General features: G+C 37.6%; 18 protein-coding genes. 12 read left to right on the top strand and 6 right to left on the bottom strand.

Annotation, left to right across the window (positions count from 1 at the left end; translation table 11 throughout):
- Window positions 1–233: 233 nt before the first annotated feature.
- On the top strand, window positions 234–1,784 hold the full coding sequence (locus ACJJVW_RS05960) for a ribonuclease E/G (protein WP_298323804.1): 1,551 nt from the start codon (window positions 234–236) through the stop codon (window positions 1,782–1,784).
- 37 nt (window positions 1,785–1,821) lie between these two features.
- On the top strand, window positions 1,822–2,349 hold the full coding sequence (locus ACJJVW_RS05955) for a regulatory protein RecX (protein WP_405251039.1): 528 nt from the start codon (window positions 1,822–1,824) through the stop codon (window positions 2,347–2,349).
- Between the two features lie 351 nt (window positions 2,350–2,700).
- Here ACJJVW_RS05955 and ACJJVW_RS05950 read toward each other — a convergent pair whose 3' ends face one another.
- Both ACJJVW_RS05950 and ACJJVW_RS05945 read right to left on the bottom strand, forming a co-directional pair.
- Window positions 2,701–3,372 (bottom strand): hypothetical protein, encoded by a 672-nt coding sequence (locus tag ACJJVW_RS05950; RefSeq protein ID WP_405251038.1) that lies wholly within the window; start codon window positions 3,370–3,372, stop codon window positions 2,701–2,703.
- Between the two features lie 551 nt (window positions 3,373–3,923).
- Window positions 3,924–4,409, bottom strand: a complete 486-nt coding sequence (locus ACJJVW_RS05945; protein WP_405251037.1) for a PAS domain-containing protein — start codon at window positions 4,407–4,409, stop codon at window positions 3,924–3,926.
- Window positions 4,410–4,573: 164 nt separating this feature from the next.
- Here ACJJVW_RS05945 and ACJJVW_RS05940 point away from each other — a divergent pair, with 164 nt between their 5' ends.
- From ACJJVW_RS05940 to ACJJVW_RS05905, 8 genes are all read left to right on the top strand, one after another.
- Complete coding sequence (locus ACJJVW_RS05940) at window positions 4,574–5,227, top strand: metal-dependent transcriptional regulator (RefSeq protein WP_013750882.1); 654 nt, start codon at window positions 4,574–4,576, stop codon at window positions 5,225–5,227.
- A 21-nt stretch (window positions 5,228–5,248) separates the two neighbouring features.
- On the top strand, window positions 5,249–6,037 hold the full coding sequence (locus tag ACJJVW_RS05935) for a transporter (protein WP_405251036.1): 789 nt from the start codon (window positions 5,249–5,251) through the stop codon (window positions 6,035–6,037).
- A gap of 6 nt (window positions 6,038–6,043) precedes the next feature.
- Window positions 6,044–6,961, top strand: coding sequence for a metal ABC transporter solute-binding protein, Zn/Mn family (locus tag ACJJVW_RS05930; RefSeq protein ID WP_405251035.1), 918 nt, complete (start codon window positions 6,044–6,046; stop codon window positions 6,959–6,961).
- Window positions 6,962–6,965: 4 nt separating this feature from the next.
- Window positions 6,966–7,706 carry a metal ABC transporter ATP-binding protein gene (locus ACJJVW_RS05925; protein ID WP_405251034.1) on the top strand — a complete coding sequence of 247 codons (741 nt, stop codon included), beginning with the start codon at window positions 6,966–6,968 and terminating at the stop codon, window positions 7,704–7,706.
- A gap of 130 nt (window positions 7,707–7,836) precedes the next feature.
- Window positions 7,837–8,202: a four helix bundle protein gene (locus ACJJVW_RS05920; protein WP_396597519.1), complete on the top strand. Its 366-nt coding sequence runs from the start codon at window positions 7,837–7,839 to the stop codon at window positions 8,200–8,202.
- Window positions 8,203–8,274: 72 nt separating this feature from the next.
- Window positions 8,275–9,387: a metal ABC transporter permease gene (locus ACJJVW_RS05915; RefSeq protein WP_405251033.1), complete on the top strand. Its 1,113-nt coding sequence runs from the start codon at window positions 8,275–8,277 to the stop codon at window positions 9,385–9,387.
- Window positions 9,387–10,544 carry a metal ABC transporter permease gene (locus ACJJVW_RS05910; RefSeq protein WP_405251032.1) on the top strand — a complete coding sequence of 386 codons (1,158 nt, stop codon included), beginning with the start codon at window positions 9,387–9,389 and terminating at the stop codon, window positions 10,542–10,544. Before ACJJVW_RS05915 ends, ACJJVW_RS05910 begins: the two co-directional genes overlap by 1 nt.
- Window positions 10,545–10,628: 84 nt before the next feature.
- On the top strand, window positions 10,629–11,033 hold the full coding sequence (locus ACJJVW_RS05905; RefSeq protein ID WP_298323821.1) for a hypothetical protein: 405 nt from the start codon (window positions 10,629–10,631) through the stop codon (window positions 11,031–11,033).
- On the opposite strand, the gene ACJJVW_RS05900 is transcribed toward ACJJVW_RS05905, so the two are convergent.
- The 4 genes from ACJJVW_RS05900 to ACJJVW_RS05885 all read right to left on the bottom strand — a co-directional run bounded on the left by ACJJVW_RS05900 (window position 11,030) and on the right by ACJJVW_RS05885 (window position 14,346).
- On the bottom strand, window positions 11,030–11,170 hold the full coding sequence (locus ACJJVW_RS05900; protein WP_108877256.1) for a FeoB-associated Cys-rich membrane protein: 141 nt from the start codon (window positions 11,168–11,170) through the stop codon (window positions 11,030–11,032). The genes ACJJVW_RS05905 and ACJJVW_RS05900 overlap by 4 nt on opposite strands.
- Before the next feature lie 37 nt (window positions 11,171–11,207).
- Complete coding sequence (gene feoB / locus ACJJVW_RS05895) at window positions 11,208–13,334, bottom strand: ferrous iron transport protein B (protein ID WP_405251031.1); 2,127 nt, start codon at window positions 13,332–13,334, stop codon at window positions 11,208–11,210.
- A gap of 3 nt (window positions 13,335–13,337) precedes the next feature.
- Entirely contained in the window at window positions 13,338–13,568 is a 231-nt protein-coding gene (locus ACJJVW_RS05890; RefSeq protein ID WP_108877254.1) for a FeoA family protein, read from the bottom strand.
- A gap of 73 nt (window positions 13,569–13,641) precedes the next feature.
- Complete coding sequence (locus ACJJVW_RS05885) at window positions 13,642–14,346, bottom strand: SCO family protein (protein WP_405251030.1); 705 nt, start codon at window positions 14,344–14,346, stop codon at window positions 13,642–13,644.
- A gap of 143 nt (window positions 14,347–14,489) precedes the next feature.
- Between ACJJVW_RS05885 and rseP the strand changes: the two genes are divergently transcribed.
- Together rseP and ACJJVW_RS05875 are read left to right on the top strand one after the other, a co-directional pair.
- Complete coding sequence (gene rseP / locus ACJJVW_RS05880) at window positions 14,490–15,797, top strand: RIP metalloprotease RseP (RefSeq protein ID WP_298323867.1); 1,308 nt, start codon at window positions 14,490–14,492, stop codon at window positions 15,795–15,797.
- 734 nt (window positions 15,798–16,531) lie between these two features.
- Window positions 16,532–21,435 (top strand): Calx-beta domain-containing protein (locus ACJJVW_RS05875; protein WP_405251029.1); only part of this gene is annotated, 4,904 nt, incomplete at its 3' end.

Genomic DNA, 21,435 nt, shown 5'->3' with positions numbered 1-21,435 from the left:
CAAATCGCCACAAGAAGAAAAAGTAGTCTTAAGACTACTTTTTCTTTTATTACACCCTCTGGGTGTAATACTGCGTTCATTGACATTGCAATAACAGCACTACCAGCACCTACGGTACGTCATTATTGCACCGGTATTTATTACACAACGTATGCATATGGCATACACCACAATCTGTAATGAATTAGAATTATCAACCATCCCGATATCTATTGGGATAAAATTACTACACAGTGAATAAAGAATTGATCATTAGATCTAGTTCCTCCGTAGTTGATTTTGCCTTATTAAAAGATGGAAAACTTATAGAACTTCATAAAGAAGAAGATAAAAATAAGTTTAACGTAGGTGATATTTATATCGCAAACGTAAGAAAGACCGTTTCTGGTCTCAACGCCGCATTTGTAAATGTGGGCTATGAGAAAGATGCATTTTTGCATTACCATGACCTCGGTCCTAAACTTCCTACGCTTCAGAAATACATAAAAAGTGTTACTACAGGTAAATTAAAAGACTATTCCTTACAAAATTTCACCTTTGAGAAAGACATAGACAAAAACGGTAAAATTGCCGAAGTTCTTAAGTCTAAACAAAGTGTACTTGTACAGATTGCAAAAGAACCTATCTCGACCAAGGGACCTCGTATAAGTAGCGAGTTATCCATAGCTGGACGTTATATTGTTCTCGTTCCTTTTTCTGACCGTATCTCTATCTCACAAAAGATTGAGAGTAAAGAAGAAAAAGCACGTCTTAAAAGACTTGTAACAAGTATCAGACCTAAAGGGTTTGGCGTTATTGTACGCACAGTAGCTCAAGGTGTAAAAGTTGCAGAACTAGACAAAGACCTGCAAAATCTAGTGGACAAATGGACCACTATGAGCAAAAAAATTCCAAACGCTCACCATCCTAGCAAAGTACTAGGAGAGATGAATCGTGCATCGTCTATCCTAAGGGATATTTTTAACGATAGCTTTACGAGCATCACAGTAGATGATGAGACGTTGTATTATCAAATTAAGGATTACTTAAGCGAGATTGCTCCACACAAGGAGAATATTGTGAAATTATATAATAACCAACTGCCTATTTTTGAGAAATTTGGAGTAGAGAGACAGATTAAAACGTCTTTTGGCCAGACAGTATCAATGAGTCGTGGTGCTTATCTTGTAATTGAACACACAGAAGCCTTGCACGTTGTAGACGTAAACAGTGGTAACAGATCAAATAAAGCCAAAAGTCAAGAAGACACAGCACTTGAGGTAAACATGATCGCCGCTTCAGAAATTGCACGTCAGCTTAGCCTCCGTGATATGGGAGGAATTATCGTAATCGATTTTATCGATATGGGTAAAGCTGAACACCGCCGACAGTTATTTAATCACCTCAAAGATGAGATGAAAGATGACCGCGCAAAACACAAAATCTTACCTCCTAGTAAATTTGGACTCATCCAAATCACTAGGCAGCGAGTACGTCCAGAAATGAACATTAAGACCCGTGAAGAAAATCCTAACGGTGGTACTAATGAGATAGAAGCTCCTATTGTAATTGTAGAGAAACTTCAAGGACAGCTCAACCGCATATTAAAATCTGGAACAAAGAAGGTGACGCTACATGCACACCCATTTGTAGCAGCCTATTTAACAAAAGGCTTCCCGTCCATACGATCTAAATGGTTTTTAGATCACAAGAAGTGGGTAAAAGTAATGCCACGAGATGCATACACGTATCTTGAGTATAACTTTACAGACGCTTCTGGTAAGGATATTAAGATTGAAAATTAGCAAAAACCCCATTCTCTTTTGAGAATGGGGTTTTTTTATGCCCTTTTGTAAAAAAGGTATCCTTGCAAACAAGTACTTTTGTTTAGTGCAACAACCCGTAAAAACATATACTGTAGAAGAAGCAAAACGTAAGCTAGAAGCCTACTGCGCTTACCAAGACCGTTGTCATAAAGAAGTGGCTCAAAAGTTACGAGACATGCGTATGATACCAGACGCGATAGATGTGGTGATAGGTCATTTACTAGAGCACAACTTTTTAAACGAAGAGCGTTTTGCAAAAGCCTTTGCGAGGGGTAAATTTCGTCATAAAAGCTGGGGAAGGGTAAGAATCACCCGCGAACTCAAACAACGCGGCATAGGGGCTTATAATCTTAAAACAGCCTTACTTGAGATAGAAGATGAGGAGTATGATACGGTTTTTAATACGCTTTCGCGAAAGCGTTATGAACAACTCTCCTCAGAAACCGATAAATACCGCAAGCGTAAAAAACTAGCAGACTATCTTACCTACAGAGGTTGGGAAGGTGATCTGGTTTATGAAAAGGTGAAAGAGCTGGTTAATTAACTACTAATAGAATAAAAGTGCTGTAGGTTGAAATACAGCACTTTGAAGATAATTGTATATGCTTATCACAGAATTTGAACTAGTGAAAAAATGCAATAAATTGACATAAGTATTATTAATAATATACCAACTTTGTTTTGCCAAGGTTTCGGTGGATGTTTTTGCTCGTATATAAATATCATAACGAAGAATACTATCATTAAAAGAATAAGACCGGTCAATGGAACCACATAAGAGACACTTTTTTGAATGTCTTCTATAAATAAGACATATATAGAAGTTAATAGTAGTACCACTCCTGCTAGAATTAGATACGCAACTTTTAATTTTTTAGAATCCATAAGAAAATTTTTATCGATCACAATGTGAATCAGAACAATAGCTTCTATCATTTTCGAACAAAAGACCAGATGACACTGCACAAGGTACGAATACTATACTTCCGATACCACCCGAAACTACTCCACTGATAACTGCTGCAGCTACACAGCCACCCATTCTGATTGCATGTGCTGTTTCTGCATGTTCTAGACAGCGACGGTAGGAAGGACCACAGCTACTTCTAATAGAGTTATTCGCTTTACTGATATAGTGGTTTTTGAATAAGTCAATTAATATTTCTTCTACGTAAATTTTTCTATTCTCTAGTGTAGTATTTTCTTCAAATAGATTAGAGTTTATTAGAGACGACCCGAAATTATATAGCATATTCATTTGTAGTAAATACTGAGACTCTAGTTCGTTTGCCTCAAGTGATTTTAAATTAATTGAATACACATTGTTTTCTTGGGAATCTATTTTTTTAGAAATTCTATTAAAATCTAAATCTTTATTATATTCAAAAATTAAATTGTAAGAGTTTTCTTCGAATTCTTTTAATGCCGTAGTTTTTAAATCAATTAGGTTTTTCTCTGTTATAACAGAGTTGTTATTTTCCGTTATAAGCTCTGTTTCGGTTATGTCTGTGCTGCAGGATGCGAATACAACTAATATTAGTCCAATCAGAAATAATGATTTTTTCATTTTTTTAAATATAAAATTTATCTCCAGAATTCTTTAAAGTCGCTCTCAAGATTTACGATCATAATTGGTTAAATAAGAGATTTATATTGCGCAATACAAGTCTATTATTTAATTGCTAGTATACTAGATGATTAATCGTTGTAAACATATAACTTATTGATATTAAAATACTAGTAAATAATGAGTTAGGTAGGAAGATTTATAAATCTTCCCATCCGTTTTTTTTTTTTTTTTACCAGCTTAGTCTGCTGTATATCAGTAATTTATATTAAATTGGTGAGTGTGTTAATTTTTTGTAGATTTTCGTGGTTTTAGGTAGTAATTCGTACTATTTATATGATTTTTCCCATTTAAGTGATTAAAAAAATAGATAGATTAGGATTTTTGTCTTGCATATTGTAGTCTACAGGGCTATTATGTTTTACAGGGATATTCACTTTCGGAAAGCATAACAAATCAAAAAACCCACAAGTAAAACATGTGGGTCAAGTTTAAATAAATGTCTTTGATGAAGTCTTACCTATTAGCAGTAAAGAGTAGATAAGTACATGTTAAGCCACACGCGCTTTCTTTTCAAGCGCCATGAAGTGTGTGAGTTCTTGATCTTTGTTAAAAAGAGGAATAATTTTTATATCACAGAGATATGGCGTGCCGTCTTTTTTATAATTAAGTAGTTGCTTGACTACAGGTTTTTCAAGACGTAGTGTGTTACTTATAACTTTCTTGGTTTCTTTTGAGGTTTCTGGTCCTTGTAAAAAACGAGGGTGTTTACCCACAGCATGATTTCTTGGGTAGCCAGTCATTTCTGTAAAACCACTATTCACCCATTGGATAACTTGGTCACGATCTGTTACTACAATCGTGGTAAAATCTTCTGTTGCTAGTAGCGAAGTATCAAAATCCCAATTGTACTTTGAGATGAAATCTGCCACCTGAGAATAATCGAGTTCCCTAGCAGCTTTAATAGCTCTAGCAACTAAGTATTCTGAAAAAATATCCCATGATTGTAGGGGAGCGGTGACTTTTACTCTTTGCATCTTATTGTAATTTTGATAAATATAGGAAAGTGAATTATAGTGTGATTATTTATTATTTTAATTAACACAAACGTTTAAGGTGCATGATATTAGTGATGGTTTTTAGACAAGACTAAATATATTTTTTTACTACTCTACTTCTGTTTGCTACCTTTGATTAATATATGTACACACTCGCAGAAGAAAATTATCTTAAAACAATCTTTCACCTTGAGCAAGAATTTAACAAGGAGGTAAGCACAAACGCACTTGCAGAAACGATGCAAACTAAGGCGTCTAGTGCCACAGATATGGTGCAAAAACTAGCAGACAAAGGCTTAGTTTCTTACCGAAAATATAGAGGTGCTCGCTTATCAAAAGAGGGCGAAAAAGCAGCGATTTATATTGTACGCAAACACAGGCTTTGGGAAGTTTTTCTGGTGGAAAAACTCAATTTCCAGTGGGATGAGGTACACCATATTGCAGAGCAATTAGAACATGTAAACTCTACGGAGCTTATTAATCGCTTAGACAAATTTCTTGACTATCCAGATTATGATCCGCATGGAGATCCTATTCCAGATAAAAATGGAAATATAAAAAGTGCTATAAAAAAGTTGCTGTCAGAATTAAATAAGGGCAACACTGGGCAGCTCGTGGGAGTACGAGAAACATCGGCAGAGTTTCTTCAATTTTTAGATAAAAGGAATATAGCTATTGGAGCAACTATAAAAGTACTAGGGCGAGAGTTTTTTGACGGCTCGATGGTTATACAAGTTAAAAAAGAACAGTTTTTTATCTCCAAAAAGATAGCAGATAATCTGTATATCCAGATTTAATAATTACCAAAATCAACAACGTTGAAACAATTAGTTACCCTTACTTCATTATTAATGTTGGCCAATACCGCAATTATTTTTGCCCAAGAAACCACAACTCCAGGCTTAATTACAGATCGCCCGGATGCAACAGAGTCTCCTACGGTGGTACCTAGAGGAAGCCTACAGGTAGAGACGGGAGCTTACACAACCACGTATGAACAGAATAATATAGAAGAACGCGTGTGGGGTTACAATACTACGCTGCTGCGTTATGGGATACTAGATAATCTCGAGCTTAGAGTGGGATGGGCATACCAAGAAGTGGAGACATTAATCAATGATCAAGAAGCGAGTAGCCTTAACGGGATGTCTCCGTTACTTTTTGGAGCAAAAGTGGCGATTACAAAAGAAGATGGCTGGAAACCAGAAATAGGTTTAATAGGTCATTTATTTCTTCCATTTACCGCAAGTACAGACTTTAAGCCAGAATTTACTAGTGCAGATTTTCGCTTTGCGTTTAATCATACACTTGGTGAGCGATCAGGGATTGCATACAATTTAGGGGGTCAGTATGGAGGTGACTCCCCAGAGCTAGCATACATTTATACGTTTGCATATGGCTATGCGATAACAGATAAGTTAGGCGCTTATGCTGAAGTCTATGGGGATTTCCCAGAAGATAATAGCGCAAACCATTTTTGGGATGCTGGTCTCACATATGCCATTGCTCCATTAGTGCAACTCGATGCAACAATCGGTCAGAGTATTACAGATGGACAAGATTTATTGGTCAGTGCGGGAGTTAGTTTTAGAATAGATAAAAAATAAGAAATAATGAAACAGAGTCTATATATAGTAATTGTCATTTTCACTTTAAGCGTTATAAGTTGCAGGGGTGAGAAAGAAAGTAACGGAAAATTAAATGTAGTTGCTACCACCTCAATGATTACAGATCTTGTAAAAAATATAGGAGGTGATCTCATTAATCTTGAAGGGTTGATGGGTGCCGGTGTAGATCCTCACTTATACAAAGCAAGTGCTGGTGACGTTACAAAACTCGCTGGAGCAGATGTGATTTTCTATAATGGGCTACATCTAGAGGGTAAGCTGGTAGAAGTTTTTGAAAAGATGAATGCCACTCAAGTGACGCAAGTTCCTCTTGGAGAGTCACTGGATAAAACAACCCTCATAGGTTCAGATTATTTTGCATCTAACTATGATCCGCATGTGTGGTTTAATATTCAGTATTTTAAGCAATTTGCGGCAGAGGTGGTAAGTACGCTTTCGCGAAAAGATCCTCAGAACGCAAAAAGCTACGAAGCAAATGCCCAAAATTATCTTGCACAATTAGATGAGCTGGAAGCTGAAATCAAAGCTACAATAGCTACACTCCCAGCCGAAAAAAGGATTCTTGTTACGGCCCATGATGCGTTTAATTACTTTGGAAAAAGTTACGGTTTTGAAGTAGTAGGATTGCAAGGGCTATCTACCGCTACAGAGGCAGGAGTAAAAGATGTACAGCGCCTTTCTCAGTTTATTATTGATAAGAAGGTAAAAGCCATTTTTGTAGAAAGTTCTGTACCTAGAAGAACGATTGAGGCATTGCAGGCAGCGGTACAATCTAGAGGACAAGAAGTAGTGATAGGTGGTTCATTATATAGTGATGCTTTAGGTAACGCAGGAAGTGTAGAGGGAACATACATAGGGATGTTTAAATATAACGTCACCACCATTGTAGAAGCTTTAAAATAACAATATGTCAGATTCAAAAATAGCCATTCGCGTAGACGACCTTACGGTTGCATATAACTACAAGCCGGTGCTTTGGGACATTGATCTAGAGGTGCCAGAAGGAGTACTTATGGCTATTGTAGGCCCTAATGGCGCGGGTAAGTCTACGCTTATAAAATCCATACTCGGCATTATAGATCCTATTGCTGGTAGCGTTTCTATCTATGGAAAGCCTTATGATAAGCAACGAAAACTCGTAGCATACGTCCCTCAAAAGGGTAGTGTAGACTGGGATTTTCCCACCACGGCGCTTGACGTGGTAACTATGGGAACCTATGGAAAACTAGGCTGGATAAAACGTCCTGGAAGTAAGGAAAAAAGAGCAGCATTAGAAGCACTAGAGAAAGTTGGGATGCTTCCGTTTAAGGGGAGACAAATAAGCCAACTATCAGGAGGGCAGCAGCAGCGTGTTTTCCTTGCGAGAGCATTAGTGCAAGATGCAGCCATCTATTTTATGGATGAGCCTTTTCAGGGAGTAGACGCAACCACGGAGATTGCTATTATCAATATCCTTAAGGAATTACGTAAAGCAGGAAAAACGGTAGTAGTAGTACATCACGATTTACAAACGGTACCAGAATATTTTGACTGGGTAACTTTTTTAAATGTAAAGAAAATCGCAACAGGGCCCGTGAGAGACATCTTTAATGATGACAATCTTACCAAGACTTATGGAATTAATTACAAGGTGGCGGTAAATCAATAGCTTGTAGACGGTAGGACGTTCCTGCGGAACTGTTAGGACGCGATGCTTGTAGTATAAGTTGTTTGCGTTGCTTTTGTAAAAAAAATTAAGGTTGGAACATGGAATTGATTTCAATATAAAAATTATTAAGATGGAAAAAGTAGTATTCAATTTTGAAAAGTTAACTGTTTATCAGAAAGCACTAGACTTTATTGATGCAGCTGATGCATTGATTGATACATTTCCACAAAAAGAGAGATATCGACTATCGAGTCAATATGGTAGGGCGGCTCTTTCTATAGCATTAAATATTAGTGAGGGTCACGGTGATACAAATAAACAATTCAATAGGTATTTAAATATGGCCTGGGATTCTCTTAAGGAATGTGTTACGTGCTCTACCGTTGCAACTAGAAAAAAGTATATTTCTCAAGAACAGAATGATAATACTAGAAAACAATTACAAGAAATTGCAAAAATGATAATGGGCTTAAAGAAAAGTTTAAAATTAGATTAGATTTTTTTCACTACAAGCGAAGCGTCCTACAGACACCAGCGGTGCATCCTAAGTCCTACAAACTAATAACCCATGGAACTCTCAGAATATTTTTCTCAACTCTTCTCTGACTATACCCTCAGAACCATCACGCTGGGTACTGCTATACTTGGTGCTATTTGTGGTATGCTTGGTAGTTTTGCAGTGCTTAGAAAGCAAAGTTTACTTGGTGATGCGATTTCTCATGCTGCGCTGCCTGGTATTGCTATAGCTTTTTTAATCACAGGTACAAAGGATACTAATGTATTGTTGCTAGGAGCTTTAGTAAGCGGACTTATAGGGACTTTCTGGATACGTGGGATGGTTACCAAAACACATCTTAAAAGTGATACAGCACTAGGGCTTGTTTTGTCGTTATTTTTTGGTTTTGGAATGTTGTTGCTTACGTTTATACAGAAACAACCAAATGCAAACCAAGCGGGGCTTGATAAATATCTCTTTGGTCAGGCGGCAACGCTAGTGGAGAAGGATGTGACGTTGATGGCAGTAGTTACAGGGATTTGTCTAGTTATCATGTTACTATTCTGGAAGGAGTTTAAAATCTTACTTTTTGATGCAGACTACACCAAAACCTTAGGGTTCAACACTCGTTTTATTGATATACTTATTACCTTTTTTATCGTGCTTGCTATTGTACTAGGACTACAAACTGTAGGAGTTGTATTAATGAGTGCGATGCTACTCGCGCCTGCAGCAGCGGCAAGGCAGTGGACAAATAAGCTGAGCGTGATGATTGTACTCGCAGCTATATTTGGTGCGTTTTCAGGAGTTTTTGGGACGGCAATTAGTGCTAGCCAAAACAACTTGTCTACAGGTCCAGTGATTGTACTTGTGGCTAGTGTATTTGTACTTTTTTCATTCATCTTTTCTCCTGGACGAGGTATTCTTTTTAAACAACTACGTAAATATCAAAACAGAAGAGATCTAGAGCTCCAGAAGACATTACAGTTTATGTTTGATATTGCAAAAACTCATGAGAGGATATCACATCCCCATGCTATAAAAATTTTGAATAACTTTCAGGGATATACAAAGTCTACGCTCAAAGAGCTCGAAGAAAAAGAATGGGTAAAAGTGAAAGGGCAAAACTGGTCACTTACGGATAAAGGATACGATGCAGCCGCAAACTTATATAACAATAACTAATGGATGCACAAATAGAAATACAATTGATTGCCGCTGTAGTAGCCATTGCTTGTGCCATTCCAGGGGTCTTTTTGGTGCTACGTAAAATGGCACTTATAAGTGACGCCATTAGTCACTCTATATTACCAGGGATTGTAATTGGCTTTTTTATTACTGAAGATCTCAACTCGCCACTATTAATTTTACTGGCAGCAGTGACGGGTGTTATTACTGTTGTGATGGTAGAGTCTATCCAGAAAACTGGATTGGTAAAAGAGGACACCGCTATAGGACTCGTTTTTCCAGCACTCTTTAGTATAGGCGTTATTCTTATTGCTAAAAATGCAAACGATGTGCACCTTGATGTGGATGCGGTATTGCTGGGCGAACTGGCATTTGCGCCTTTTGATAGGCTTATTATAGGTGGAACAGATGTAGGGCCTAAGTCACTGTGGGTGATGGGAGCAATTTTAAGCATCACTGTGGGAATGCTCTTTGCGTTCTTTAAAGAACTTAAGGTGAGTACCTTTGATGCAGGTTTGTCTGCAGCGCTTGGTTTTTCTCCGGTGGTTTTACATTATGGATTAATGACTATTTCTTCAGTAACGGTTGTTGGTGCTTTTGAGGCGGTAGGAGCAGTACTTGTTGTGGCACTTATGATTGCGCCCGCAGCAACGGCCTATTTACTTACATCAGACTTAAAAAAGATGTTAGTGCTTTCGGTGATATTTGGAGTCTTTTCGGCAATTGGTGGTTATTGGATGGCTCATTTTCTAGATGCATCTATCGCAGGATCTATGACGACAGTGCTAGGATTAGTATTTCTTGCAGTTTATCTTTTTGCGCCCAGTAAAGGGCTTATTGCAGTGATGTATAGACAGCGACAGCAGCGCACAGAAGTGTCGTTACTTACTTTTTTATTACACCTCAATAACCATGAAGAGGAAAGTGAGAGGCACGTGAAGCATCTCAATGAGCATATAAATTGGCAAAAAGTGAGATCTGAAACGGTACTTGAACTCGCCGAAAAAAATAATCTTATTAAAATTGATAAGGAGATTGTTGCACTCACACCAAAAGGTAAAGAGTTTACAGATCTGGCGCTAGAATATATTATCACAAATAAGGATGAGCATATTGAACATATGAAAGATGATTTTTTCTTATTTAGAGGGTAATTTGCAACATGGCATTGCTTTTGGAGTATTTAGCAATATAAAGCACAAGTGTCTATTTGTTTAGGCTGTGTAAAAACTAACATTATGAAAACCTATTACATCGTTGCGATTATATTTCTTTTTTCCGCTTTCGCGAAAGCGCAAGACTCCACAACAGTAGAGGTTCCTAAGATTTATATTAAAGCTTATAACGGAAAACTAGCGCAGATAGAAGAAACAACGATAAGATTAGTTGAAGTTCTTGAAGATAGTAGATGTCCAAAAGGAGTAGATTGTATCTGGGCAGGAAATGCTAAAGTGCTTGTAGAAATAACTAGTGAAAGTGGTAGAAAAACCACTAAAGAAATTATACTCAATGGTGGGCGAGTAGCGCCTATATACTCAGAAGAAGGTCTTGTAATATCAATTAATGGGCTAGCTCCGTACCCTACATCTTTATCAAAAATTCAAGCAAGTGATTATTATTTACGAGTAGAAGTGAGTAATTAACACCCACAACTCCCAGTGCCGCAGCCGCTGTCGTCTTTCTTTTTTAGGAAAGCTGGTGTCCATACAAACTTTGTAACTAGGTACCCTAGGGCTACTAGAAAAATAAGAATCACGATAATGTTTTGTATAAGTTCCATACGTTCTTAGTAGTTAAATAAGTGTCTAGCTTACAAATTATTTTAAAATCTGGTAAGCCGCAAGTGCTGCTACATATGCAATTGCAGTCATCGCTACAAGCTGTATTGCAGGCCATTTCCAAGTGTTTGTTTCTCTTTTTACAATAGCCAGCGTACTCATGCACTGCATTGCAAATGCATAAAAGAGTAATAAGGAAATTCCGCTAGCAAAATTAAACCTTGGAGTGCCCAAAACAGGATTTACTTCTCCAGCCATACGGTTCTTGATAGTCTCTTCTTCGGCGTCACCTACACTATATATGGTGGCTAGTGTTCCCACAAAAACCTCTCTTGCGGCAAACGAAGTAATAAGGGCAATTCCTATTTTCCAGTCATAACCTAGTGGTTCTACAATAGGCTCTATTGCTTTACCCATATAGCCTATGTAACTATGTTCTAGCTTCTGGCTCGCAACTAGTTTGTTTATTTCTGCTTGGTAAGCTTCCACATCTGGAAATGTGTTTATGCCTCCAGCTGCTTCTAGCTGCGTGGTTACAATATCTTCTGCTTGATTGAACTTTTCATTAGGTCCAAAGGAAGCTAGTACCCATAAAACAATGCTAATAGCAAGGATAATCTTACCTGCATCTACTACAAAGGATTTTGTTTTTTCAAGAACATTGATTCCTACGTTTTTAAGAAGTGGCATTTTATAGTTAGGCATTTCTACTACAAAAAATGACTTGCTTTTTATCTTAAGAATTTTATTGAGAATCCACGCAGAACCTATCGCAGCACCAAAGCCTATGAGATACATAAGCATCAACGTAAGTGCCTGTAGATTAAAAAATAGAAACTTCTCATCAGGAATTACTAGTGAAATGATAATCAAATACACAGGTAATCTCGCCGAACAGGTAGTAAATGGAGTAACTAGTATGGTGATTAATCGCTCTTTCCAGTTCTCAATGTTACGTGTTGCCATAACCGCAGGGATGGCACAAGCAGTTCCAGAAATAAGAGGAACTACAGATTTACCACTCAGTCCAAAACGACGCATCACTCTATCCATTAAGAAAACCACGCGACTCATATAGCCACTTTCTTCTAGTACAGAGATAAAGAGGAACAAAAAGGCAATCTGAGGGATAAAAATTACGATTCCACCTAGTCCAGCAATAATACCCTCTGCTAGAAGGTCTGTGAGTTTGCCTTCTGGAAGGTTATTTTGCACCCACTCACTCATACTAGCAAATGCGGAGTCTATAGCATCCATAGGATACTGTGACCAGTCATATATTACTTGAAAAATGAGTAGTAATATGGCAAAGAAAATCACGTAACCCCACACCTTATGTGTAAGTATACGGTCTAAGCGAGCTCTTAAATCTTTTGCATTTGCTACATCTATAGTTTGAGTTTCTCTCAACACTTCATTGATATATTTGTAGCGAACAATCGTTTCTTTTTGCTGTAGTCTTTTAAGATTACTCTCTGACTCAGTTTTAAAAGAAGAGATGGTTTTCATCTCGTTGCGCTCTAGTTTTCCAAAGTTTACGTCTTGGGTGATTACAAGCCATAACTTGTATAAATCTTGTTTTGGGAATGCTTTACGTAATCTGTCAAAATATTCTGGAGCAATTACAGAAGCATTAATACAAGGTTCTGTATTGATAGATCTGTACTCGGTAATAAGTTCTTTGAGCGTGTCTATCCCCGTGTTTTTACGGCTGCTTATAAGTGCAATTCTTGTTTTAAGGCGTTCTTCCATCTTGGGAATGTCAAGAGAGATTGCCTTGCGCTCCATACGATCTGCCATGTTAATAGCAAGAATAGTAGGGATGCCAAGATCTTTAATTTGAGTAAAAAGAAGCAGGTTGCGCTTTAAGTTCTCAACGTCAGATATCACAACGGCAACATCTGGATAATCCTTATCATTCTTATTAAGAAGTAACTCTATAACCACATTTTCATCAAGAGATGATGCGTTAAGGCTATAAGTGCCGGGTAAGTCTAAGATGTGTGCTTTTACACCACGATCTAGTTTACAGATACCTTCTTTCTTTTCTACAGTAATCCCCGGGTAGTTACCTACTTGTTGGTTAAGACCCGTAAGATGGTTAAAGACAGAAGTCTTACCTGTGTTTGGGTTTCCTATAAGGGCGACGTTAATCTGTTTGGCCATAATTTAGGATGGCGTTTCTATGATTATATGAAGAGCCGTTTCTCGGCGTATCGCAAGGTGACTTCCATTCACATCTATATATAGAGGATCAGAAAATGGTGCGAGTTGTATCAATCGTACTTCATTGCCTGGTAGGCAACCCATCTCGAGTAGCTTAAGAGGAACTTCGTCTGTCATCACATCTATGATGATAGCGCGTTCTCCTTTTTGTAAATGGGCGACTGTTTTCTTCAATGTTTATTTAGATTGAATTTAGATAACAAAAGTAATGCATTTTACGCTTTCGCGAAAGCGTACGTAATTCATTCTAAAAAATCTTTTGGTACCAAGCTTTCCTGGGCTCATAAGATGCCTTTAAAATCTCAATATCCTCAAGTAATTGATCTATTGCTTCTGGATCTGTACCGTCATAATAACCACGTATTTGACGTTTTTTGTCTATAAGCATAAAGTTCTCAGTGTGAACCATATCAAGATCATCTTCTGTTCCTGGTATATCTTTTACGGCCAAATAACTTTTTCGCGCAAGCGTGAAAATTTCTTCTTGAGAACCAGTAACAAGGTTCCATCGTGAGTCATCTACTCCCTTTTTTATGGCATACGCCTTCAAAACTTCTGGAGTATCATAGGTAGGGATTACTGAGTGAGAAAGTAGTTTAACTAGTGTATCTCCCTCTAGCTCCTTTTGTATTTGTACCATATGCTCTGTCATGATAGGGCAAATGGTCTGGCAAGTGGTGAAGAAAAAATCTGCTACGTAGATGTGATTCTCATAATCCTTCTGCGTGATGGTCTTTTCATTCTGATTAGTGAGTGAAAAATCTGCAATAGTATGATACTTCTTAACATACTGCATAGTGCTGTCTACGAGTTCTTTATCAACCATATCTGGTTGGTAGACCGGTAAAGTAGGAGCCACCTTGAGTTGGCTATATATTAAGGTCATAATAATGACAGAAAGAATACCGAGAGTAATAAACAGTGTTTTATAGCGAGCTAGATGATGTGCCATAGTGCATTTTTTTACAAAGTTACAATCCAAGTGGCAGTTATATAAAGTATGGCTTGAAAAATGCTATCCTACGCTCATATAACTTTAGTATGCGCATCTAAAAGCCTATTTTTGTGCGTTCAAAATTTGACTTATATCCTTCTATGGAGACTTTTATACAGATTGCCCAGTTTACGCTTGCTATTTCTATCCTTGTAATTTTACATGAATTTGGTCACTTTGCACCAGCTCGTTACTTCGGGATTAAAGTGGAGAAATTCTTTCTCTTCTTTGATGTAAAGTTTGCATTGTTCAAGAAAAAAATAGGAGATACTGTTTATGGAATCGGCTGGCTTCCACTTGGAGGTTATGTGAAGATTGCTGGAATGATTGATGAGAGTATGGACAAGGAGCAAATGGCAAAAGATCCAGAACCTTGGGAGTTTAGATCAAAACCAGCATGGCAACGTCTTATTGTGATGATAGGTGGTGTGACGGTAAATGTCCTTCTTGCGTGGTTTATTTATAGTGCAATGCTTGTGTATTATGGTGATGAGTATGTGCCTGCAGACCGTCTTAAGTATGGTATTGCTGTAGGTGAAGTAGGAGAGGAGATAGGATTGCGCAACGGTGACCAGGTTATAAAAATAGACGATAAAACGGTAACTCGTTTTGACGATGTACAGATTGATATTCTTTTAGGCGATAATGTTACTGTAGTGCGTGATGGTAATGAACTTACATTCCCTATCCCAGACGAAGCAAAAAAATCTGTACTTGATGCAGAAGAGCGTTTTATAAGACCGCGTTTTAGTAATACTATAGGTCTTGTAGCCAAAGACTCAATAGCTTACAATAATGACGTTCTTGTAGGAGATAAAATTGTTGCTATTAATGGAAGTCCTGTTAATGAATGGACAGAATTCCAATCTCTTTTTGATCAAGTAAAAGGTGGAGATGTTGCTATGACACTTGATAGAGACGGGCAACGTATAGAGAAAACCTTTGCAGTGGGCGAGGGTCGTTCCTTTGGAGTAGGTGCAAACGTAGAGGAGTTGCTAGTAAAAGATGAGTATAGTATAGGAGCGGCAATTCCTGCTGGTCTTACAAAGACATGGGATGTACTTTCTAAGCAAGTACGCCAGTTTAAATTAATCTTTAATAGAAAAGTACAAGGTTACAAGAAAGTAAAAGGTCCTATAGGTATTGTAGAGATGATGGCACCAGAGTGGGATTGGTATAAATTCTGGGGATTCACAGCGATGTTTTCTGTTTGGCTTGGTTTTGTAAATATCCTTCCTATTCCAGCACTTGATGGAGGTCATGTTATGTTTTTATTATATGAAATGATTTCTGGAAAGGCTCCTTCAGAAAAAACATTAGAAAGAGGTCAAATTATTGGTTTTGTCATTGTGATGGGATTAATGGTTGTAATTTTTGGAAATGACATTTGGAACTTGATTAAAGGATAATTTTATTACGCTTTCGCGAAAATTGCATTTATAATTTTATTCTATCACCTTACTATTTTGAAATAGTAAAAAATTATGCAGGCGTAATTTTGCCTGCTATCACGACTCGTTTGAGGGTGTTTTTTGGAAATTATGAACACATGCTTGTCTTTTTAATTATCTGTCCAGAAAAGCTCTTAAATTCGTTATTCTTCTTTTTTCTTTAAAATTTTACGATTTTAAGCGGTACGTTCTTTTCGCTGAAATACGATAAAAACGCTTTTTCAGTGAAGCATAATTGTAAGCTTAATATTGCAGGGAAATCTGTTAATTATTATCAAAATTTACACTCTTTACTTCGTTGACTGCTAGAATATTAACATATTTTAAGAGATCATTTGTATCCTGTTTTGGGGTAGATTTTTCGAGTGTGAAGCCGCTTATCCCTTATCTGTTCTGATGTTCAGTGAGTTAGGCGAATCAACAAATTTTATTTTTTTTAAAACCTTAACGCTATTTATTGCGTACATAGGGGGAAATGTGTTGTTTAGAATTTTAATTGTTTATAACATGTGTATAACGTCGAATTATTTGCCTCTTTAATCGAATTTTTAGTGAAGATGCGTAGTTCTGAAATCCGTTTTTTAAGTCCATTGTATTTTTGTAATGGTTTTTATAGTTACCCCCATTAATTGCGACTAAAACAGAAAGCTTATGCTTTCAGCTACCTATAGTATATGATAAAATTTACTCCTTTGAAAAGAACGCTTTTATACACGCTTTTCTTTTTTACTTCTTGTTTTACCCTATTAGCTCAAAGTCCTGTGACAGGAGCTACTTTTGTTACGACTGGAGCAACTCCTTTGGTGTATTCAGAGACAAATCCTAATACTGCTGTAAATAGCACGTATTCATGGGGTCAAGGTTCTGACTTTAGGATGTCTACAGTGACCTTAGGTGGACAAAACTATTTTTTAGATAATAACTTTACGCAAATTAGTTATAACATTGTTCGTGTAGACGGGAATGGTGGGGTTACTGGAGATCGTTGTGGCTTCTTTGTTTTTGAGAACGGAGGTAATGATTTTAATTATCAATCAAGTTTTCCAGGAACTTTAGGAGACTGCTCAATGCAGGAAGTTCTCAGAGACCCAATTGTAACGAGGGGTGCAAATGATGTCTTTAAGAATGCTACGATTACAGCGCAAAATATTGAGAGAATAGATGTTCTTTATCAAGCCTTTGATGTTCCTTCGGCAGCTAGTTTAACTCAAGTAGGTTTTATTGCTCCTGAAAAAAATGGTAATAGTAGTTATAGAGCAGCGCCTATTCTTTCTGTAGATGCAGTAACTGGTGAGCCTACCTCATTTGGTCCTATAATTGAAATAGGAGGTGCAAATGCTGTAGATGGCACTAATGATTTTGGAGCTGTAACTGCTCCGTTAGAGTGGAGTTTCTTAGTAAATAGTCCAACAGCGACTGGAAATCCTTATAGAGTAGGTGGTATTACTGAAGTTGTGGGTATATCTTTAATTACCCTTGCAGATTTAGGTTACAGTGTGGGAGATACTGTTTATGGTATTTCTTTCTTTGATAATAATGTACCATTTAATGCAGATCTATTAGATGTAACAGATCCTAATGATTTTCCTAATGCAAATGGAGGTGGAGCAGACATACATGGTGGTCTTGGGGCAATTGTTACCTCACAAGCTACCGTAAGTGGTCATGTATATAATGATTTAAATGCAAATGGCTTTCAAGATGCGAGTGAGCCAAATCTTCCTAATGTTACAATTACTATTACTGATGCTTTAAATGTAGTTCAAGTTGTAACCACAGACGCTAATGGCGATTTTTCTGCGTTTGTAGCTGGCGGGAATACAGTAATTAATGTTGATGAAAATGATTCAGATATCCCAAGTGGATCTGTCTTAATAGAAGGTTTTGGTAATGACGGTAGAACATATACTACAGTCGCGGGTCAAAATACGTTTACTAGTAATTTTGGTTTTGCACCAGATCCAGGACCACCATCTCCAAGATCTTGTGATGATGACCCAGTATTTATTACTTCTGCAAACTTTGATGCAAATACGGTAGTTGTAGAGACAGAAGGAGGTGCTCCAGGTGCTTTTGATGTGGGAGATGTGTTTAGATTTTCAGATGTAACGGCGGGTCTTGATTGTTTAGTTTCAATTGACGCATTTGTTAATGGAGCAGGAATTTTAGTACTTGATGGTGAAGAGGAAAATATCCCTGGTTTTGGTGGTTTTTCAAGAGCCTTCCAGCCTCAAATGGATGGTACGCCAGGAGTAAATGGTCAAGAAGTGGTCTTTACGATATCTTACGTGCAAGCAGATACGACAATTCCTCAAGCAGTATCAGTATATTTTACAGCCTTAGACCTTGATAGTAATACACTTACTGATGTTGAGCGCGTAAAATTTGAGACGCCAGATGTTTATTATACAAATGGAGCAAATTCAACACTTGTAGTCGATTCAAGCCCTTCTCAATTAATTGGAATGTCTACAGATGCTGGGATTGTAGGTGGGATTAATACAGATCCTAATTATGCATTTACGGCTTATTATAACTCATTTACCTCTATACAATATACCATTAGTAAGGATGGTTATAATGCAACACCAGGATTTGAAGATAGACAGTTCTCTTTATTGTTTGAAGATATTGCGTACCCTACTGAAGAAGTAAATGTTATTACAAACCCTATAATTTGTGGACAGGTATTTGTAGATGGTGCTCCAGCAGAAGGGGTCATTGTAAATGTTTCGGGAGATTCGACACAAACTGTGACTACAGATGCAAATGGACAATATAGTTTTACAGTGCCTGGCAATGGGAGTTACACTATTACGGAAAGTGATCCTGCAAGTACTGTTTCATTAAGTGATGCTGACGGTGCTAACGACAATATAATAACTGTTGTGATTACTAGGTTTGAGTCATCACAAGAAAATGATTTTTTTGATGGTTCTGATACTGATGGAGATGGTGTAATAAATACATTAGATATCGATGATGACAATGATGGTATCCTTGATACCGTGGAGTCTGGTGGTATCGACCCTTCTGCAGATGCAGACGGCGATGGTATTCCAAATTACCAAGACGCAGATTTTTGTACGCTTGCAAATGGTGTTTGTGCAAATCTTGATCCAGATGGTGATGGTGTACCTAACCATTTAGATCTAGATGCAGATGGAGATGGTATTCCAGATAATAATGAGGCGCAATCTACTTTAGGTTATACCCCAGTGACAACCACTGGCGGTGTGACAGATGTTACAGCTTCAGGACTTCCTACTGTTTATGTAAACGATTCTGGTGAAGAGCTTGGTCTTTTCCCGGTTAATACAGATACCGTTGATAACCCAGATTATTTAGATTTAGATTCAGATAATCAAGGTGGAAATGATACGGCAGAGGCAGGAATCACGTTATCAGGAAATGATACAGACGGTGACGGTTTAGATAATGCTGTAGATGAAACAGATACTCCACTAGCTGGAGGAATTCCTAATTATAATGATCCTAACGGAACAATTAATAATACGTCAAGTCTTCCAGATACAGATGGACCTATTGTAGGTGGAGTGGCTCAAGGAGATCTTAACGATGGAGGAAATGTAGATTTTAGAGATCGCACGAGCAATGAAGATTCTGACGGTGACGGAGTAAATAATAATGAAGATCGTGATGATGATAATGATGGTATCACAGATGTTACTGAAGGGTACGGATTTTATGAAGGAGTAGGGGCAGCAGGTACGGGATGTACTGGTGTAAACTATGATTTCAATGGAGGTACATATCAGACTGGAACTGGAACTGGCGGAGCTGGTCTTGTAAATTCTGTTTGGCGTTTTGAGGATGTAGGAGTTGATACAGATGGAAATACTATTGATGCACTTGTTACTTTAACAGCTATAAGCTCTGGAGCTAGAGTTATAAATATAGATCAAACTACTGGAGGAACAGTTGCTTTTCAACCTATCATTAGATATAGTACCAATACCACTGGAGATAGAAGTGCAGTATTTAATTTCAGACTTGTTCAGGATAATACAAATACTGATGCGACCGTAGATAGAATCGGCGGATTTATTCAAGATATTGACAGTGGGTCTAACGGTGGTCCAGAAACTAGTGCAATTCGTGAATTTTATAGAGTTCAAAATATTTCGGGATATTCTATTGGAAATCCTACTCGTGTTATTGCTCAGCAATTAGATGGTGGTGTAGTTCAATTTATTGCAGATGGAAGCGGTAGTGCTCCAATCGAGCCTATTGATACAGGTAATCCTTGGAGAGTATTTTTCCAAAAAACAGAAACTAATACATTCAACTTTACAATTGGAGCAAATAAAAGAACCAATGCTCAAGTAGATCGTTATTATTCTATTCAATTTGACGAGTGTAGAATTAACTTATATAATGATCCAAGTCATGTATTTATAAATGCACAAAATACAGATGGAGATGCACTTCCAGATTATTTAGATATTGATTCAGATAATGATGGTTGTAATGATACTATCGAGGCTGGTTTTACTGACGCTTTCGCGAAAGCGAACGAAGATGGAGAGTTAGGTAATACATCACCAGCAACGGTAGATGTAAATGGACTTGTAACTTCTGGTGAAAATGGAGAGGGATACACAGAGCCAAAAGATACTAATGGTGATGGAGTTTATGATTTCCTTGATGATACAGAAAGTAGTGCTTGTTCATTAGTTAGTATTGGAGATGTTACTATCATAGAAGGAAATACTGGAACAGTAACTGCAGATTTTGTAGTAACACTTACAGAACCTTCATCTACGCCAACAGTAATTACTTACTCTATTCAGGATGATACGGCAACTGCTGCCGATAATGACTTTACAACACCTACTACATTATCTATCACAATTCCTGCAAATACATTAACAGGAACGATTAGTATTCCTGTAGTGGGAGACACAACTGTAGAAGGGGATGAGACATTTACAGTGACTCTTGAGAGCACTTCAAATGGAATGTTAGACACTGACGATACAGATGGTGTAGATAATGTAGGAACAGGAACGATTACTAACGATGATGATACAGTTGTAAGTATTAATGATGTAACAGTAACTGAGGGTGATGCCGGAACTGTGAACGCAGAGTTTACAGTGTCTTTAACAAATCCAACTGATACAGCAACTACCGTAACTTTCACGGTAACAGATGATAGTGCTGAGAATGCTGGTAACAGTGTTGAAGGGGGTAATGATTATGAAGTACCTACTACATTAACAGTAACCATACCTGCTGGTGAGACAGAAGGAACTGTAACGGTTGTTGTAAATGGTGATGAGACTGTTGAATTAGATGAGGATTTCTTAGTAACCTTAACGGCTACAGATAATGGAACAATCACAACTACGGTTGGTGAAAATATAGGAACAGGAACAATAACGAATGATGATGCTACGGTAGTAAGTATTGGCGATGTAACGGTAACAGAAGGAGCAGATGGCACTACGGTTGTAGCAGAATTCCCTGTAACATTAAGTGCAGCAGCTGATACAGATACAGTAGTAACCTTTACAGTTGCAGATGGAACAGGAACGATAGGTGATGCAGATTATGTAGCACCAACAGAACT

It is taken from the genome of Dokdonia sp. Asnod3-C12 (assembly GCF_045063975.1).
In the GTDB taxonomy this organism is placed as follows: Bacteria; Bacteroidota; Bacteroidia; order Flavobacteriales; family Flavobacteriaceae; genus Dokdonia.
The sequence above is the reverse complement of the archived record's forward strand: the minus strand, read 5'-3'. Positions and strand labels throughout refer to the sequence as shown.

What these genes read in the sequence shown, in the direction of transcription:
- ACJJVW_RS05955 (WP_405251039.1), top strand. Translation starts at nt 1,822, where the DNA reads ATGCCCTTTTGTAAAAAAGGTATCCTTGCAAACAAGTACTTTTGTTTA.
- ACJJVW_RS05930 (WP_405251035.1), top strand. Translation starts at nt 6,044, where the DNA reads ATGAAACAGAGTCTATATATAGTAATTGTCATTTTCACTTTAAGCGTT.
- ACJJVW_RS05900 (WP_108877256.1), bottom strand. Translation starts at nt 11,170, where the DNA reads ATGGAACTTATACAAAACATTATCGTGATTCTTATTTTTCTAGTAGCC.
- ACJJVW_RS05920 (WP_396597519.1), top strand. Translation starts at nt 7,837, where the DNA reads ATGGAAAAAGTAGTATTCAATTTTGAAAAGTTAACTGTTTATCAGAAA.
- feoB (WP_405251031.1), bottom strand. Translation starts at nt 13,334, where the DNA reads ATGGCCAAACAGATTAACGTCGCCCTTATAGGAAACCCAAACACAGGT.
- ACJJVW_RS05945 (WP_405251037.1), bottom strand. Translation starts at nt 4,409, where the DNA reads ATGCAAAGAGTAAAAGTCACCGCTCCCCTACAATCATGGGATATTTTT.
- ACJJVW_RS05905 (WP_298323821.1), top strand. Translation starts at nt 10,629, where the DNA reads ATGAAAACCTATTACATCGTTGCGATTATATTTCTTTTTTCCGCTTTC.
- ACJJVW_RS05885 (WP_405251030.1), bottom strand. Translation starts at nt 14,346, where the DNA reads ATGGCACATCATCTAGCTCGCTATAAAACACTGTTTATTACTCTCGGT.
- ACJJVW_RS05950 (WP_405251038.1), bottom strand. Translation starts at nt 3,372, where the DNA reads ATGAAAAAATCATTATTTCTGATTGGACTAATATTAGTTGTATTCGCA.
- rseP (WP_298323867.1), top strand. Translation starts at nt 14,490, where the DNA reads ATGGAGACTTTTATACAGATTGCCCAGTTTACGCTTGCTATTTCTATC.
- ACJJVW_RS05925 (WP_405251034.1), top strand. Translation starts at nt 6,966, where the DNA reads ATGTCAGATTCAAAAATAGCCATTCGCGTAGACGACCTTACGGTTGCA.
- ACJJVW_RS05915 (WP_405251033.1), top strand. Translation starts at nt 8,275, where the DNA reads ATGGAACTCTCAGAATATTTTTCTCAACTCTTCTCTGACTATACCCTC.
- ACJJVW_RS05940 (WP_013750882.1), top strand. Translation starts at nt 4,574, where the DNA reads ATGTACACACTCGCAGAAGAAAATTATCTTAAAACAATCTTTCACCTT.
- ACJJVW_RS05910 (WP_405251032.1), top strand. Translation starts at nt 9,387, where the DNA reads ATGGATGCACAAATAGAAATACAATTGATTGCCGCTGTAGTAGCCATT.